Source organism: Nocardioides sp. Kera G14 (genome assembly GCF_020715565.1).
GTDB lineage: Bacteria > Actinomycetota > Actinomycetes > Propionibacteriales > Nocardioidaceae > Nocardioides.
Window position 1 is genome coordinate 3394555 of the sequence record NZ_CP085839.1, and the last position, 16132, is coordinate 3410686.

Here is a 16132-nt window from a genome sequence, read left to right on the forward strand (position 1 = left end):
CGTCATCATGGCAGACCGTCATAGGCCCATGTAGCGGCCCGGGCGGTGGTTGAACGCCAGCACGATGTTGAGCAGCGCCGCCCCGAGCGCCGACCACAGCACCACCCCCGGTTCCAGGACCAGGAAGGACGCGAGCAGGACCAGGGCGTCGAGCGACATCATCACGTAGCCCGCCCGCATCCCGGCCTTCTCCTGCAGGATCACCGCCACCACGCTGAAGCCACCGATGCTCGAGTTGTGCCGGACCAGCGCGAGCACGCCCATGCCCGTGAGGATCGCCCCGGCGAGGACGCCGTAGCTCCGGTCGAGGTGGTCCAGGCCGAGTACGTCGCCCTGCCATCCCGTGGCCAGCGAGACGGCGACCACGCTCAGTGCCGAGCGGATCGCGAAGTCGGCGCCCTTCTGGAGGAAGGCGACCACGACGAACGGCAGGTTGATCAGCGCGAACACGAGCTGGAAGTTCCAGTTCGCCGCGTACGAGATGAGCAGGCTCAGGCCCGCGGTGCCACCGGTCACCGCCCCGGTGACGTGGATCAGGTAGAGGCCGAGGCTGGTCAGGAAGATGCCGATCGCGAGGCCGAGCAGGTCCTCGAGGACCCCGTGCGGCGGCGGCTCCGCGCGCAGGTCGACGCCCTCGTCCATCGCCATACCCACGATGGTTCCAGCAGTGTGTTTCCTTCGCGAATCCCAGACAGTAGATTGCCCACTGACTCACTGGACTATTACATGGTGGGAGGTGGCAACGTGGCCGCCACGAGCGTTGCCCTCTTCTCCTCCGACGCGCCGCTGCGCCTGTCCCATGGGACCGACCTGGCACCCGTCGAGGTGTCCTACGCGACGTACGGGACGCTCACCGAGGCCCGCGACAACGCCGTCTTCATCGCCCACGCCCTGACGGGCGACGCCCACGCCGAGGAGTGGTGGCCGACCATGGTCGGGCCCGGACGGCCCGTTGACACCGACCGCTTCTTCGTCATCTGCCCCAACCTGCTCGGCGGCTGCCGCGGCACGACCGGGCCCTCCTCGACCAACCCCTCGACGGGCCTTCCGTGGGGACTCGACTTCCCGCTCATCTCCATGCGTGATGTGGTCATGGTCCACCGCGCGCTCCTCGAGCATCTGGGCGTCGAGCGGCTGCACGGGGCGGTCGGCGGCTCGCTCGGTGGGATGCAGCTCCTGCAGTGGGCGTCGGATGCTCCGGGTCAGATCGGCCGGGCCGTGCTGGTCGCGGCCAGCGCGCGGCTCAGCGCCCAGAACATCGCGCTCTCCCACGTCGCCCGGCAGGCGATCCTGCGCGACCCGGTCAACGGGCTAGCCGTCGCCCGGATGCTCGCTCACATCACCTACGTCTCCGAGCAGGGGCTCGAGGAGAAGTTCGGCCGCTCCCGCCGTCCGGGATCGTCCCCCGGGCTGGGCGTCGAGTTCGAGGTCGAGAGCTACCTCGACCACCAAGGGTCGACCTTCATCGACCGCTTCGACCGCCTCTCCTACCTCTACCTCACCCGGCTGCTCGACCACTTCGACCCGTTCGCCGACCCGGGCTTCGCCGCCCGCATCCTCGCCGCCGCGTCGCCGACGCGGTTCCAGCTGATCTCCTTCGACTCCGACTGGCGCTTCCCGACCGCCCACTCTGAGCTGATCGAGAAGCAGCTCCGCTCCGCCGGTGTCGACGTGGAGCGGCACGAGGTGCACTCGACCTGGGGACACGACTCGTTCCTGCTCGACCCGCCCGGCTACCTCGACCTCGTCCGCACGTTCCTGGGAGAACCCGTTGTCTGACCCGTCCGTCCCCTCCGACCACGTCTACGGCTTCCACACCCGCGCCATCCACGCGGGCAACATCCCGGACGCCGTGAGCGGTGCGCGGGCACTGCCGATCTACCAGTCGGCGGCCTTCGTCTTCGACGACACCGCGGATGCGGCCGCGCGGTTCGCGCTGCAGAAGTACGGCAACATCTTTCTACTCCCGCGTCGGCAACCCGACCGTCGCCTCCTTCGAGGAGCGGATCGCCTCGCTCGAGGGCGGCATCGGCGCCGTCGCCACGGCCTCGGGGCTGGGCGCCGAGTTCGTCACCTTCGCCTCGCTCGCCGGCGCGGGCGACCACATCGTCGCCTCCGCACAGCTGTACGGCGGCACCGTCACCCAGCTCGACGTGACACTGCGGCGCTTCGGGGTGGAGACGACCTTCGTCTCCTCGACCGATCCGGAGGGCTACGCCGCCGCGATCCGCCCGAACACGAAGCTGCTCTTCGCCGAGACGGTCGCGAACCCGTCCGGAGAGATCGCCGACATCGAGGGGCTGGCGGAGGTCGCCCATGCCCACGGAGTGCCGCTGGTCATCGACTCGACCATCCCGACGCCGTACCTCAACCGCCCGATCGAGTGGGGCGCCGACATCGTCGTCCACTCCGCCACGAAGTTCCTCGGTGGGCACGGCACGACGCTGGGCGGTGTCGTGGTCGAGTCGGGGCGGTTCACCTATGCGCCGGAGCGCTTCCCGCTCTTCCACGAGCCGGTCGAGCACTACGGCGGTCTCTCGTGGTGGGGCAACTTCGGCGAGTACGCGTTCCTCACCCGGCTGCGTGCCGAGCACCTGCGCAACGTGGGCGCGACCCTCTCACCGCAGAGCGCGTGGCAGCTGGCCCTCGGTGTCGAGACCCTGCCCCTGCGCGTGCAGCGTCATGTGGAGAACGCGCGTGTCGTCGCCGAGTGGCTCGCTGCCGACGACCGGATCGAGTTCGTCAACTGGGCCGGGCTTTCCTCGCATCCGCACCACTCGCGTGCTCTCAAATACCTGCCGAAGGGCCCCGGCTCGGTCTTCAGCTTCGGGATCCGTGGTGGTCGTGCCGCGGGTGAGCGGTTCATCGAGTCGGTGGAGCTCGCCAGTCATCTGGCCAACATCGGTGACGCCAAGACTCTGGTCATCCATCCCGCGTCGACCACGCACCGCCAGCTCAGCGAGTCGCGTCTGGCCGAGGCGGGCGTCGGAGCCGGGCTGGTGCGGATCAGCGTCGGCATCGAGGACGCTGATGACCTCCTCTTCGACCTGGACCAGGCGCTGGCCGCCGCGACCAAGGAGGGCTGATGGGCATCCCGCAGATCGAGCACGAGCCGACCGCCAAGGAGCGGCTGGGCCTCCTGCGCGCCGCCCAATCGATCGCCATCGTGGGCTTCTCGCCGAACACCGCGCGGTCGAGTTACTACGTGGCGACGTACCTCGTGCAGGACACCGACTACACGCTCTACTTCATCAATCCCAACGCCGCCGGGCAGTCGGTGCTCGGCCTGCCCGTCTACGCCTCGCTGCAGGACCTGCCCGAGGTGCCCGACGTGGTCGACGTCTTCCGCCGGACCTCGGACCTGCCGGGCGTCGTGGACGAGGTGATCGCACTGGGCAGTCCGGTCGTGTGGTTCCAGCTCGGGCTCGTCCACGACGAGGCCGCCGCCACGGCCCGTGCCGCCGGGATCACCGTCGTGCAGAACCGTTGTCTCAAGATCGAGCACGCGAGGTTCCACGGAGGGCTCCATCTTGCCGGCTTCGACACCGGGCGGATCACGTCCCGCAAGGCCGCTCGTTGAGACACTGGTTCTAGTCTAGTTAATCGGTCTACTATCTCGATTATCCGCGAACCCCCTGACCTCAGGAGTGCTCCATGAGCATCGATGCAACGACGCAGCTCAACGATGTCGACCTCGCCGCAGTCGGCGGCCTCGTCGAGGCCATCCAGGCCGATCCCGCGAAGGCCCACACCACGTGGGCCGCCCACGTGAACTGGAAGGGCGGGTTCGCCTCCGAGGCGAAGATCCGCTCCTTCGAGCCCACGCAGTCCGACGAGCCGGCAGGGCTGGGTGGCGGTGACACGGCCCCCAACCCGGTGGAGCAACTGCTGGGCGCTCTCGGCAACTGCCTCGCCGTCGGCTACGCCGCCAACGCGACCGTCGCGGGCCTCAAGCTGGACGACGTCCGCATCGACCTCAAGGGCGACGTCGACCTCACCGTCTTCCTCGGGCTCGGTGAGGGCCACGCCGGTTTCGACGCCATCGACGCCCAGGTGACCCTCGTCTCCGACGCTCCGCGCGAGGAGCTCGAGGCGCTTCACGCCAAGGTGCTCGCGAGCTCGCCCGTCGGCCACACCCTGCAGAGCGCCGTCCCGGTCAACATCTCGTTGGCCTGATCCGCGATCCACCCGACCACCCCACCGAAAACGAGAGAGATCACCATGACCCAGACCGCCACACCCGTCGACAACGGCGTCAACGTCGAGGCGCTGCTCGGCGCCCGCGCCGCCCTGCAGGAGACCCCGGCCGCCGCTCAGTTCACCTGGCGCGCCACCAACACGTGGGTGAAGGGCACCCACTCGAAGAGCAAGGTCGAGGGCTTCTTCGGCCTCGGCGAGGAGCAGGAGGCAGAGCGCTCCTTCGAGTACGACGGCGATCACCCGCCCCAGTTCGCCGCCGAGAACAACGGCGCCACGCCGGTCGAGACGCTCCTCGTCGCCCTCGGGGGCTGCCTCACGGCCGGTGTCGCCGCGGTGGCGCAGCAGCGCGGCATCCAGCTCAACTCGGTGACGGCGACGATCGAGGGCGACCACGACATCCGCGGCATCCTCGGGGCCGACCCCGACGTCCGCAACGGCTTCAACGAGATCCGGGTCAACTACTCCATCGACGCCGACGCGAGCCCCGAGGACATCCAGGCGCTCGTCGCCCAGTCGCAGAAGCGGTCGGCCGTCTTCGACGCACTGACCAACCCGACTGCGGTCACCGTCTCGGTGTCGTGACCGCGCCGACGGCGAGCCGCCGGACCACCACGATGGTCGTCGGTGGGGGTCACAGCGGGCTGGCCGTCAGCCACCACCTGACCGCGCAGGGGATAGACCACGTCGTCCTCGAGCGCGGTCAGGTGGCCCACTCGTGGCGCACCCAGCGGTGGGACTCGCTCCGACTGCTCACGCCCAACTGGATGACCCGCCTCCCCGGCCACGCTTATGTGGGGCCGGATCGCGACGGCTTCATGACCGCTGCCGAGGTGGCCGACTTCGTCTGTGACTACGCCAGCGTCTCCGGCGCGCCGGTGCAGGCGGAGACCGCCGTACGCCGGGTCGCGCCCGTGTCTGGCGGTTTCGCCGTCGAGACCTCCCAGGGCCCATGGTCGGCACGGACGGTCGTCCTCGCCTCCGGCTCCGTGCGTGGTGTGGTCCCCGCGGTGGCCGACGGGCTGCCCGAGGGCGTGGTCTCGTTGCACGCCGTCGACTACCGCAACCCGTCGCAGCTGCCCGAAGGCGGTGTGCTCGTCGTGGGCGCGGCGGCCAGCGGCGTGCAGATCGCCGCCGAACTGCAGCGCTCCGGCCGCCAGGTGACCCTCGCGGTCGGTGAGCATGTGCGCGCCGTCCGCCGCTATCGCGACCGCGACCTCTTCGCGTGGATCGACGAGATCGGACTCCTCGACGAACGCTGGGACGAGGTCGACGACGTCGTCCGTGCCCGCAGGCTGCCGTCCTTCCAGCTGGTCGGAGGCTCGGGCGACCTGGACCTCAACGCCCTGCAGTCCTTGGGCGTCCGCCTCGTGGGCAAGCTCGCCGGGATCCGCGACGGGCAGGCGCTCTTCTCCGGCTCCCTCGCCAACGTGGCCTCGCTGGCCGACCTCAAGCTCAACCGCCTGCTCACCTCCATCGACGTGGTGGCGGGCGGGGAGGGCGAGCGACTGGATCCGACGCGGATCCCCGCGCCGCAGCTCGGCCTCGACCTCGCCTCGGGTGAGATCCGCACCGTCCTGTGGGCCACCGGGATCAAGCCTGACCACGGCTTCGTCGACGCGCCGGTCTTCGATGCCAAGGGCGCGATCCGGCACGACGGCGGCGTCACGGATCTTCCCGGTCTCTATGTGACCGGGCTGCCCGTCCTACGACGGCGGCGGTCGACGTACATCGACGGCGCCAACGCGGATGCCGAGGAACTGACGAAACACCTCGCCGCCGCACTCTGACGGCTCCTTAGACTCAGGCCATGTTGCTCGCCTTCGGCACCTTCACGATCGCCGCGATCCTCATCGTGCTGCTGCCCGGGCCGGACACGCTGGTCGTCGTACGCGGCATGGTCCGTGGCGGACGGCGCGGCGCGGCGTTGACCGCCCTCGGGGTGCTGAGCGGGTTGTGCTGCTGGGTCGCGGCTGCGGCGCTCGGACTCGCGGCCCTGTTGAAGGCGAGCGAAGTCGGCTACGAGGCGCTCAAGATCGCGGGGGCGGCGTACCTGATCTGGATCGGCGTGCAGTCGCTGCGCTCGATCCGGAAGTCGACCGGCGAGGTCGCGGCGCACGGGGACGGGCCGACCGCACCCGCCGACGTCATCGAGACGAAGGGCCGCTCGGGCTTCGCCGGCGGCTTCCTCACCGACATCCTCAACCCGAAGGTCGGTGTCTTCTTCGTCAGCTTCCTGCCCGGCTTCGTGCCTGACGGTGCCTCCGTGGGGTGGACGAGCATCGCCTTCGGCGCGATCTTCGTGCTGCTCACTGCGCTCTACTTCGTCGGCCTCATCGCCGTCTCGGGCACCATCGCGACCTGGATGCAGACGCCGCACATCCGCCGCCGTCTCGATGCCGTCACGGGCGTGGTGCTGATCGGGTTCGGCGTGCGGCTCGCGACGGAATGACCACGGAAGTCAGGCGGAGGCGATCCGCACGGCGAGATCGCTGATCAGCGCGACGGTGGCGGCCTCGACCCGGCCGGTCATGGCAGCGTGGTGGAGTAGCGCCCCGACGGCGACGTCGAAGGCCAGGTCGACCGAGGCCGGGTCGAGCGCCCACGCCTCGGCGGTCCGGCGCTCGAACGGCGTCCGGATGGCGCCGCGCAACCGGAGTCGGATCTCGGCATCGCGTGCCGCCTCGCCGATGAGGGCGGTGAGCAGGTGGTGGACGTCGGGATCGCTGATCCTCCCGGCGAGCCAGCCGATGGCGACCCCCAGGCCGGTCTCACGCGGACCGTCAGCGACAGGGGGCTCGCCGAGCACATCGATGAGGGCGTCGAGCGCCAATGCGGTCTTGGACTCCCAGCGGCGGTAGACCGTGGTCTTGGCGACGCCCGCAGCCCGGGCGACCTGATCGATGGTGGTGCCGGCGTATCCCTGGCGACGGACGAGGTCGACGAGCGCGGCGCGCACGACGTCGTCGACGTCACGCCGTGGCCTGCCCGGTCGGAGGTGCTTCATAACGAAACCAAGAGTAGCGTTATTGACATGACCACCGACGACCGCCGATTCCTCGATGAGCTCAAGGATGCGATCTCGCTGCGCACCGTCCTGCTGGTCGCAGGCGTGCTCCTGGTGCAGATCGCCTTCATCGCCTCGTATGTGGGCGCCTTCCACCACCCGTCACCACACCGGATCGAGGTCGGTGTCGTCGCACCGACCGCCCAGGCAGGCGCGGTGCGCGACCAGCTCAACGCCGCCGACGGCACCCCGCTGTCGGCCCGGGTGGTCGCCGACGAGGCCAGCGCCCGCAAACAGATCCGGCGGGGCGACCTCGTCGCCGTCCTGGTGGCGGATCCCGCCAGCACCCGGGACACCCTGCTGGTCGCGAGTGCCCGGGGCACCTCCCTGCAGACGGCCGTCGAACAGCTGGCCACGGCCGCGGAGTCGAAGCAGGGCCGGTCCTTCACGACGACGGACGTGGTCCCGCTCCAGAGTGGTGACGCGCGCGGGCTGAGCGGCTTCTACCTCGTCATCGGCTGGCTCGTGGGCGGCTACCTCGTCGCCTCGCTCCTCGGTGTGGCCAAGGGCGCTCGCCCCGCCAACCTGCGGCGCGCGGTCATCCGCCTGGGCGCGATGCTGCCCTACGCGGTGCTCTCGGGACTGACAGGAGCACTCGTCGTCGACCAGCTCCTCGGCGCCCTCACCGGCCACTTCTGGGCACTCGCCGCGGTCGGCACGCTGCTCGTGCTCTCCTCGGCCACCGTCACGATGGCGCTCCAGGTGCTCGCCGGCACGATCGGGATCGGCCTGACCGTGCTGCTCTTCGTGGTGCTCGGCAACCCGAGTGCGGGCGGTGCCTACCAGTTCGAGCTGCTCCCGGCGCTGTGGCGGACGGTCGGGCAGTGGCTGCCCAACGGTGCGGGCACGACGGCGCTGCGCGAGATCGTCTACTTCGACGGTCACGGCGCCGCTGGTCACGTCTGGCTGATCGCGGCCTGGGCGGTCGTGGGTGCGGCGATCACGCTGGTTGCGTCGGGGATGCGCCGATCAGCTGCGTGAGATGCGGAGCATCTCCTCGCGCGGGACGACCTTGATCCGCTCGCGGCCGGCGGCCTCACCCAGGGAGAGCTCGTGGGTCTCGAGCTTGCCCCAGCCCTCCTCGGTGGTGAACTCCACGCCGCGGGCGGTGAGGTGCTCGACGACCGCGGCCGGGTCAGCGGCCTCCGGCTCGGCGACGCGGCCGGCCTCGAGGTCGGTGAGGAGGTGGTCGATCGTCTCCTTGGCGTCGGACTTGGTGTGGCCGATCAGGCCGACCGGACCGCGCTTGATCCAGCCGGTGACGTAGAGGCCGTCGATCTGTTCACCGTCGACCTCGGTCAGCACACGGCCGCCGTCGTTGGGGATCACGCCCGCACCGTCGTCGAAGGGGACGTCGGCGAGCGGGGAGGAGAGGTAGCCGATCGCGCGGTAGACCGCCTGGACGGGCGTGTCGACGAACTCGCCGGTGCCGTGGACGTTGCCGGTGCCGTCGTACTCGGTCTTCTCGGTGCGGATGGCGACGACCTTGCCGTCCTCGCCGAGCAGCTCGACCGGGTTCTGCATCATGTGGATGACGATCTTGTGCGGCGCGCCGGTGGGCTCGGCCTCGAGGTACTTGAGCAGCGTGTCGACGACGAGACGGGTGGCCTTGTGCTTGCTGATCTCGGCCTGGCCGGCGTCGTCGATCTGGAAGCCCTCCTCCTCGACGACCACGTCGACGGACGGGCTGTGCGACAGCTCGCGCAGCTCCATCGGGGAGAACTTGATGTGGGCCGGGCCGCGACGGGCGAAGACGTGGACTTCCGTCGCCGGGTTGGCCTTGAGGCCCTGGTAGACGTTGTCGGCGATCTCGGTGACGAGCTGCTCGTCGGCCGGCTTGGCCAGCATGCGGGCGACGTCGAGGCCAACGTTGCCGGCGCCGAGCACCGCCACGGACTGCGCGGTGAGCGGCCACTCGCGCGGGACGTCCGGGTGGCCGGCGTACCAACTCACGAAGTCGGCGGCACCGAAGTTGCCCTCGAGGTCCGCGCCCGGGATGGTGAGCTCACGGTCGGCCATCGCGCCGGTGGCGAAGATGACCGCGTCGTAGAAGCGCTTGAGGTCGTCGAGCTTGAGGTCGTTGCCGTAGTCGACGTTGCCGAAGAAACGGATGCGGTCGTTGTCGAGCACCCGGCGCAGCGCCTTGATGATCTCCTTGATCCGCGGGTGGTCCGGCGCGACGCCATAGCGGACCAGGCCGTAGGGCGCGGGCAGGCGCTCGATGACATCGACCGTCGCACCCTCGTGCTCACGCGTGAGGATGTCAGCGGCGTAGATGCCGGCGGGACCGCCACCGACGACGGCAACACGGATAGGACGCACCACAACAAGCCTTTCCGGGGGAAGAAGTACCCATCAAGGATAGGAGGCCCGCCTGACAGATGAGATTCCTCGCCGATTCATGAGACTCTGTTCGCCACTCGCGCTGCTTGCAGAGTGCTAGCATTTCGGCATGGCGACGCTGTATGTCCGGGACGTGCCGGTCGAGGTGACCCAGACACTCAAGCGCCGCGCCGCGGAGGCGGGGTTGTCGTTGTCGGCCTACGTCGGCTCCGAGCTGGCCAGGCTCGCCGCGCGGCCGACGAACGCGGAGGTTGCCGAGCGGCTCAGGGCGAAGGACCGCGGTGATGCGCCCTCGACGGCCGACATCGTTGATGAGCTCGCGCAGAGCCGCCGGTGATCGTCGTCGATGCCTCCGCGATGGTGGAGGCGCTCGTCGGCGCCTGGCCGGACGGCGACCTCATCGACGGGCTGGCTGGCGACATCGACGCCCCGCACCTCTTGGACGTCGAGGTGCTGTCCGTGCTGCGCGGGCTCTCGTTGAGCCGGAAGCTCGCTCCCGAGGCCGCGGACCAGGCACGGCTCGACTACGTCAGCTTCACCATTGCACGGCACGAGTTCGGCGGCCTGGCAGAGCGGATCTGGGAGCTGCGAGGGCAGTTCACGACGTACGCCGCCTCCTATCTCGCCCTCGCGGAGGTGTTGGATGCGCCGCTCTTCACGTGTGACCGCAAGCTCGTGTCGGACGCACACGGAGCCGCCGTGCGCGTCTTCGGGCGCTCGGCGTGACGCTGCGTCGGCTGCGAATGTGTCGGAGCTCTCTGGAACACTGCGGCCCGTGAGCGAGACGGTCGGCGAGCTGCAGCGTGTGAAGGGCGCCTTCGCCCAGCCCACGCTGACGCTGCTCCACCAGCGTCAGGCGCCGGTCGTCATCACGATCTTCCGCGCGGCGTTCGGGCGAAACAACAAGCCGATCCCGACCGCGCGACTGCACGCCCAGGTCGAGGAGCACCTCGCCGAGATCCGTACGTCGGGCGAGGTGGACGTGCCGGCGGGCTCCGGTCGCGACATCTGCCAGCGCTGGATGCGCGGTCAGTGGTTGGTCCGCTCACTCGACGAGCAGGGCGACGAGGTCTACTCCCTGACGTCGCATGCCCAGCAGGCACTGGAGCTGGTGAAGAACCTCACGCGCGAGCGCGCAACGCTGTCGGAGCACCGGATCGCCACCATCCTCAGCACGGTGCGTCGGTTCAACGCCGAGGCCAACCCCGACCGTGGAGCCCGGGTGACGATCCTCAACGACGAGATCGCCCGGCTGAGCGCCGAGCGTGACCGGCTCGTTGACGGCGCCGACCTCGTGGGCGCCACCGAGGACTACATGCTCGAGGGCTTCACCGAGCTGCTGTCGTTGATCTCCGCGCTGCCGTCGGACTTCGCGCGGGTCGAGGAGCGGTTCGCGACCATCCGCGGGGAGATCCTGGCGGCCTTCCGCGCCGAGGACCGCCCAGCCGGTGACGTGATCGACGACTATCTCGCCCGGGCCGACGCGCTCATGACGGCGACCCACGAAGGGCGTGCCTTCGAGGGCGCCTTCGCGCTGCTGCGTGACGACGGGCTCGTCAGCCAGCTGCGCGAGGACCTCACCGATCTCCTGGACCATCCGCTGGCCGATGGCCTCCTCGGCGAGGCCGACCGTGCTGAGCTGCGCGGGACCGTGCGCCTGGTCCGCGACGGCCTGGACCGCGTGCTGTCGCAGCGCTCTCGTGTGACGGCGACGCTCAAGGAGTACATCGTCTCCCACGACGCCGTCCGCGACCGCGAGCTCGAGCTGACGCTGCGGCAGGTCGAGTCCGAGCTGATGACATGGATCGCGTCGACCGGTCCCCGGGCCTCGCACGAGGTGGACCTGCTGCCCTCACGGGCGAGCGTCGAGCATCTGCGCGAGCGGTTCTACGACCCGGCCGACGACCGACTGCCCGAACGGCTCACGGCGGTCGACGCGGGCCAGGCGCCAGCAGTGAGTCTGGCCGCTCTGATGGCCCAGGGTGGGCCACAGCTCCGGTCGCTGCGCGGGCGGCTCGAGGACGCGCGTGCGGGGTTGCAGCCGCCGGGGTCGCTCGGGGAGCTCTTCGACCGGCTCGAGCCGTCGTTGCGCAGACCCGTCGAGATCTTCGGCCTCCTCCATCTCGCGGCCGACGAGGGCTGGCAGGCGCAGCAGACGGTCGAGGAGACCGAGTCCTTCGCCGCCGTACGCCCGGATGGGAGCACGCGTACCTTCGCCGTGCCGCGACTCCTCCTCCCGGATCCCGATCTCGACCCCAGCTTCGACCCGACACATGACACCACTGCCGAGGAGGCCGCTCAGTGAGCGAACTGGCTGATGTGGAGGTCGACGAGTCGACCTTGGACGAGCCCGAGCCGGAGCGTGACGACCTCGACGCCTTCGCCCCGGTCGACGATGCCTCCGTGTCGCTCTTCGAGGGCGACGAGGGCGGCCTCGACTTCGCCCAGCGGCGGACCCTCGTCGCTCTCCTCAAGCAGAGGTTCATCAGCGCGCGCACGCACCCGCGCGACTGGCCCGTCCTGCTCGAGCACGAGCGGATCATGCGCGGGCGGCTCAACGATCTCTTCCTCGACCTGGCGATCGACCGTGACCGAGAGGTCGCATGGAAGCGGCAGGCGAGCCCCGAGTCCGGAGGTCGCTTCCCGACGCTTCTCCACGACACCGCCTGGACGCGCGAGGAGACGCTCGTGCTGGTCCACCTGCGGGACCGACTGCGGGCCGGACTGGCCAGCGGCGACACGCGTGTCTTCGTCGACCGGGAGGACCTGCTCGACCACATCGCGAGCTTCCGTCCCGGTCACGCGACCGACGAGTCAGGCGACGAGAAGCGCGCCCGCAACGCGGTGGCCAGCGTGATGAAGGCAGGCCTCCTGATCCCGACGACGGGCGAGGAGCGCTTCGAGATCAGCGGCGCGGTCGAGCCGCTGCTGCCGCTGGAGCTGCTCCAGGAGCTCCTGGCCGCGCTGCAGGCTGCCAACGGCGGCGACGTGGCGGCCGGCGAGACCGTGGGCGACGACCGGACCACGCTCGGCGAGCCCGACCTGTTCGACGAGTCACCGGAGGAGGCGCCATGAGCATCGACGAGACGCAGACCGGCCTCTTCGCCGAGTCGACGGTGGCCACGCCGTCTGACGACACCGTCCAGTGGCGCGCCTCCCTGCTGCAGCTGATCAACTGGGGCGGCTTCGGGGGCCTCACAGCAGTCCCGCTCGGCGGTGACGCGACGATGATCTCCGGCGCCTCGGGCGTGGGGAAGTCGACGATCCTCGATGCCTATACCGCGCTGATGATGCCGTCTGACACGAAGTTCAACGGCGCTTCCAACGACGCCGTCGCCGGCCGGGCGCGGGGCCTCGGGCAGCGCAACCTGCTTTCCTACCTGCGCGGTGCCGTCGACGTGATCGACGACCCGAAGACCGGCCGCCCGGTCGAGAAGCTCCTGCGTGGCAAGGGCTCCGACACCTGGGGCGCGGTTGCGATGACGTTCGTCAACGACCAGGGCGGCCGCTTCACCGCGCTGCGCACCTACTACGTCCCGCGCCGCGCGACCCGCTCCGGGGAGGTCGCGATGAAGCTCCTCACCCACGAGGGCGCCCTGAGCCTGGAGACCCTCGAGGCCGCCGTACCGGATCGCTTCGACGCGCTCACCCTGAAGAAGCTCTACCCCGGCGTCCGCGTCCATCCGACCTACGCGGAGTTCTCCGCCGTCCTGCACGCCCGGCTCGGCATCGGGGCCAACGGCGACGGTGCCAAGGCGCTGCGGCTACTCGCCCGCATCCAGGCCGGCAACCAGGTGCGCAGCGTCGACGAGCTCTACAAGGACATGGTGCTGGAGCGGCCCGCGACGTACGCCGCCGCCGACCGTGCCATCGAGCACTTCGACCTCCTCGACGCGTCCTATGCGGCCATGCGCACCGAGGCCGCCAAGCTCGAGCTGCTTGAGCCGATCACCGACCTCCACGCCCGTCGCGAGCTGGCCGCCCGGCGCCTCGCCGAGCTCGACTCGTTCGGCGTGACCCTGCGCGGGTCGGAGACGCCGCTCCAGCTCTGGCTGCTGCGCACCCACCTCCGCCTCATCGAGGCAGCCGCGACGGCCAACCGGGCCGCGCGCACGTCGACGTCCCAGGAGCTCGACTCCACCGTCGCCGCCGAGCGGTCGCTGCTCGCCGACCTCGAGTCGGCCAAGGAGGCACACCGCGCCGCTGGTGGCTCCACCCTCCAGGCGCTCGCGCAGAGCCTCGAGGCCGAGCAGATCACCCGTGAGGACCGGCTCCGCCGCCGCGTGCACCTGCAGGAGCGGCTGCTGCCGCTGATCGACGTCACCGACTCCGACGCCCCCGACGTCGACTCGGCATTGATGTCCGCGGAGTCCTTCACGATCCTCGCCACCCACGCCGTCAACTGGCTGGCCGGATTCGACGCCCATCGCGTCAAGCTCCGGCGCGAACGCGACGGGGCCCTGCAGCGGCAGTATCCGCTGATGCAGCGCCGCACCGAGCTGACCCGCGAGCGGGCCGCGACCGAGTCCCATGCAGGCCGCGTGCCCGCGATGCTGCATGAGCTGCGCTCCGCGGTCGCGGAGGCGTCGGGCATGTCGGTCGACGAGCTGCCCTTCCTCGCCGAGCTGATCGACGTGGCGCCCGAGGAGTCACGCTGGCGCACGGCGATCGAGACCGTGCTGGGCGCTTCGGCTCGGACGATGCTCGTTCCGCTGGACCGGCTCGAGGAGTTCTCTGCCGCGATCGACGGCCTTCGACTGCGCGGGCGCCTGACCTTCGAGGGTGTCGAGCTGCACCTGCCTGCCGTTCCCGCGCAGGATCCCGAGCGGGTCGCCGGGAAGCTGCTCTTCAAGGACTCACCCTTCTCCGGCTGGGTACAGGCACATGTCTCCGAGCCGGCACGCAACGCGCTCTGCGTGGAGGACACCTCCGGCCTGCCCGGGGGCGGTCTCCGGGTGACGCTTGCCGGCCAGACCCGCAGCGGGCGCCGCGGTGCCCATGGCCGGGGCAGCGAGCGCAACATCATCGGCTTCTCCAACGAGGAGGCGCTCGCGGAGATCGACGCCGAGCTCGCCGACCTGGAGACCGGGCTCGACCGGATCAACGCCGAGATCACCGAGCTCGACCGGCGCGCCAGCGTCCTCGAGCGCTCGCAGTCGGCGTACGACGCCGTGGCGACGGCCCGCTTCGACGACATCGACGTCGACGGGGCCGACGCGCGTATCGCCGACCTCGAGCGCCGGCGGAGCGAGATCCTCGACTCCGACGACCAGCTCAAGGCGCTGGAGGCCCAGATCGAGGAGCTCAGTCTCCGGATCGAGGACGCTCGGCGATCGCGCTTCGCGCTCGAGGGTCGGCGTGATGAGCTCGCTGCCGAGCAGGGCAGGCTCGTCGACGACGAGGATGTGCTCAAGGACCAGCTCGAGGCGATGGAGCGCTCCGGCCGGGTCGTGCTCACCGAGGAGCAGTCGGTGGCGCTCGCCCATGACTTCGCGCTTGCCGCCGCACCCGAGGACCCCGAGGAGCTCGACCGCTTCCTCGTGAACTCCCAACGACTCTCCGAGCGACTTCGAAGCGCCGTCGCCGAGACGGAAGCCGAGATCACGCGGGTCGACGAGCGTCTCGGCGAGATCTTCCGGCTCTACAAGGCCCAGTGGGACTCGCCCAACCTCGGTGCCACCCCGGACTCCTACGCCGACTACGCCCGCATTCTCGACGAGATCCGCGGCACCGGCCTCGCCGGCCGCCGCTCCGAGTGGCGGCGCCGGCTCACCGAGTGGAGCGGTCAGGACCTGGTGCCGCTGGTCGGCGCGATGGCTGCCTCGATCGAGGAGATCGAGGACCGGCTCGCGCCGATCAACGCGATCCTGCAGCGGCTCGAGTTCGGCGCGACCCGGGACCGGCTGCGGATCCGGCTGCGGCGCCTGGCGCCTGCGCACGTCCAGGTCTTCATGCGGGAGCTCCGCGAGCTCTCCCGCGGGTCGACGGCCGACCTCGCCGACACGGAGCTCGAGAAGCGGTTCACCGAGCTCAGCCGCTTCATGGTGCAGTTGCGTCCCGGGATCGACGCCGCCACCGGCACAAGCGATCGTGACCGGCTCCTCGACGTACGCCGACACGTGGAGATCAGCGCCGAGCGCTATGACACGCTGACCGGCGAGCTCCGCGCCACCTACCGCACCCTGGGGGAGAAGTCGGGTGGTGAGTCGCAGGAGCTGGTGGCCTTCATCGTCGGCTCGGCGCTGCGCTTCCGGCTGGGCGACGAGATGCGTTCGCGGCCGCGGTTCGCTCCGGTGTTCCTCGACGAGGGATTCGTCAAGGCCGACTCGGAGTTCGCCGGGCGCGCCGTCTCGGCGTGGAAGGGGCTCGGCTTCCAGCTGATCATCGGCGTCCCGCTCGACAAGGTCACCGGCCTCGAGCCGCACATGGACGAGCTCCTGGCCATCACCAAGAACAGCCAGACCCATCAGTCCTGGATCACCCCCATCACGGACGCGGCCGTCGACACCGAGGCCGCCGGATAGA

General features: G+C 70.1%; 16 protein-coding genes. 13 read left to right on the forward strand and 3 right to left on the reverse strand.

The genetic code is table 11. The features are described 5' to 3' along the window. Positions 1 to 18 precede the first annotated feature (18 nt). Positions 19 to 648, reverse strand: a complete 630-nt coding sequence (locus LH076_RS16565) for a YitT family protein (RefSeq protein ID WP_227781857.1) — start codon at positions 646 to 648, stop codon at positions 19 to 21. A gap of 96 nt (positions 649 to 744) precedes the next feature. On the opposite strand from LH076_RS16565, the gene metX reads away from it, so the two are divergent. The 7 genes from metX (at position 745) to LH076_RS16600 (ending at position 6649) form a co-directional block, all read left to right on the forward strand. After that, the gene (gene metX / locus LH076_RS16570; RefSeq protein ID WP_227781858.1) at positions 745 to 1779 is read left to right on the forward strand and encodes a homoserine O-acetyltransferase MetX; all 1035 of its coding nucleotides are present in this window, start codon (positions 745 to 747) and stop codon (positions 1777 to 1779) included. Positions 1780 to 1916: 137 nt separating this feature from the next. Next, positions 1917 to 3086: an O-acetylhomoserine aminocarboxypropyltransferase/cysteine synthase family protein gene (locus LH076_RS16575; RefSeq protein ID WP_227781859.1), complete on the forward strand. Its 1170-nt coding sequence runs from the start codon at positions 1917 to 1919 to the stop codon at positions 3084 to 3086. Further along, positions 3086 to 3580, forward strand: a complete 495-nt coding sequence (locus LH076_RS16580) for a CoA-binding protein (protein WP_227781860.1) — start codon at positions 3086 to 3088, stop codon at positions 3578 to 3580. Before LH076_RS16575 ends, LH076_RS16580 begins: the two co-directional genes overlap by 1 nt. Before the next feature lie 74 nt (positions 3581 to 3654). Then, on the forward strand, positions 3655 to 4176 hold the full coding sequence (locus tag LH076_RS16585; protein WP_227781861.1) for an OsmC family protein: 522 nt from the start codon (positions 3655 to 3657) through the stop codon (positions 4174 to 4176). 45 nt (positions 4177 to 4221) lie between these two features. After that, on the forward strand, positions 4222 to 4782 hold the full coding sequence (locus tag LH076_RS16590; RefSeq protein WP_227781862.1) for an OsmC family protein: 561 nt from the start codon (positions 4222 to 4224) through the stop codon (positions 4780 to 4782). After that, positions 4779 to 5987 (forward strand): NAD(P)-binding domain-containing protein, encoded by a 1209-nt coding sequence (locus tag LH076_RS16595; protein ID WP_227781863.1) that lies wholly within the window; start codon positions 4779 to 4781, stop codon positions 5985 to 5987. Before LH076_RS16590 ends, LH076_RS16595 begins: the two co-directional genes overlap by 4 nt. Before the next feature lie 20 nt (positions 5988 to 6007). After that, positions 6008 to 6649, forward strand: coding sequence for a LysE family translocator (locus tag LH076_RS16600; protein ID WP_227781864.1), 642 nt, complete (start codon positions 6008 to 6010; stop codon positions 6647 to 6649). Between the two features lie 9 nt (positions 6650 to 6658). On the opposite strand, the gene LH076_RS16605 is transcribed toward LH076_RS16600, so the two are convergent. Beyond that, entirely contained in the window at positions 6659 to 7204 is a 546-nt protein-coding gene (locus LH076_RS16605; RefSeq protein ID WP_227781865.1) for a TetR/AcrR family transcriptional regulator, read from the reverse strand. 27 nt (positions 7205 to 7231) lie between these two features. Here LH076_RS16605 and LH076_RS16610 point away from each other — a divergent pair, with 27 nt between their 5' ends. Continuing rightward, on the forward strand, positions 7232 to 8245 hold the full coding sequence (locus LH076_RS16610; RefSeq protein ID WP_227781866.1) for an ABC transporter permease: 1014 nt from the start codon (positions 7232 to 7234) through the stop codon (positions 8243 to 8245). On the opposite strand, the gene LH076_RS16615 is transcribed toward LH076_RS16610, so the two are convergent. Continuing rightward, on the reverse strand, positions 8234 to 9586 hold the full coding sequence (locus LH076_RS16615) for an FAD-dependent oxidoreductase (RefSeq protein WP_227781867.1): 1353 nt from the start codon (positions 9584 to 9586) through the stop codon (positions 8234 to 8236). The two genes, LH076_RS16610 and LH076_RS16615, sit on opposite strands and share 12 nt — an antisense overlap. Before the next feature lie 130 nt (positions 9587 to 9716). Here LH076_RS16615 and LH076_RS16620 point away from each other — a divergent pair, with 130 nt between their 5' ends. The 5 genes from LH076_RS16620 to LH076_RS16640 are packed head-to-tail and all read left to right on the forward strand — an operon-like array spanning position 9717 to position 16131. After that, complete coding sequence (locus LH076_RS16620; RefSeq protein ID WP_227781868.1) at positions 9717 to 9944, forward strand: FitA-like ribbon-helix-helix domain-containing protein; 228 nt, start codon at positions 9717 to 9719, stop codon at positions 9942 to 9944. After that, a complete protein-coding gene (locus LH076_RS16625; RefSeq protein ID WP_227781869.1) occupies positions 9941 to 10333 on the forward strand; it encodes a type II toxin-antitoxin system VapC family toxin in 393 nt (130 codons plus the stop codon). Before LH076_RS16620 ends, LH076_RS16625 begins: the two co-directional genes overlap by 4 nt. A 49-nt stretch (positions 10334 to 10382) precedes the next feature. Further along, positions 10383 to 11912 (forward strand): DUF3375 domain-containing protein, encoded by a 1530-nt coding sequence (locus tag LH076_RS16630; protein ID WP_227781870.1) that lies wholly within the window; start codon positions 10383 to 10385, stop codon positions 11910 to 11912. Further along, complete coding sequence (locus tag LH076_RS16635) at positions 11909 to 12682, forward strand: DUF4194 domain-containing protein (RefSeq protein ID WP_227781871.1); 774 nt, start codon at positions 11909 to 11911, stop codon at positions 12680 to 12682. Before LH076_RS16630 ends, LH076_RS16635 begins: the two co-directional genes overlap by 4 nt. Next, complete coding sequence (locus LH076_RS16640) at positions 12679 to 16131, forward strand: ATP-binding protein (RefSeq protein WP_227781872.1); 3453 nt, start codon at positions 12679 to 12681, stop codon at positions 16129 to 16131. The genes LH076_RS16635 and LH076_RS16640 overlap by 4 nt, the downstream gene beginning before the upstream one ends. Position 16132 lies beyond the last annotated feature (1 nt).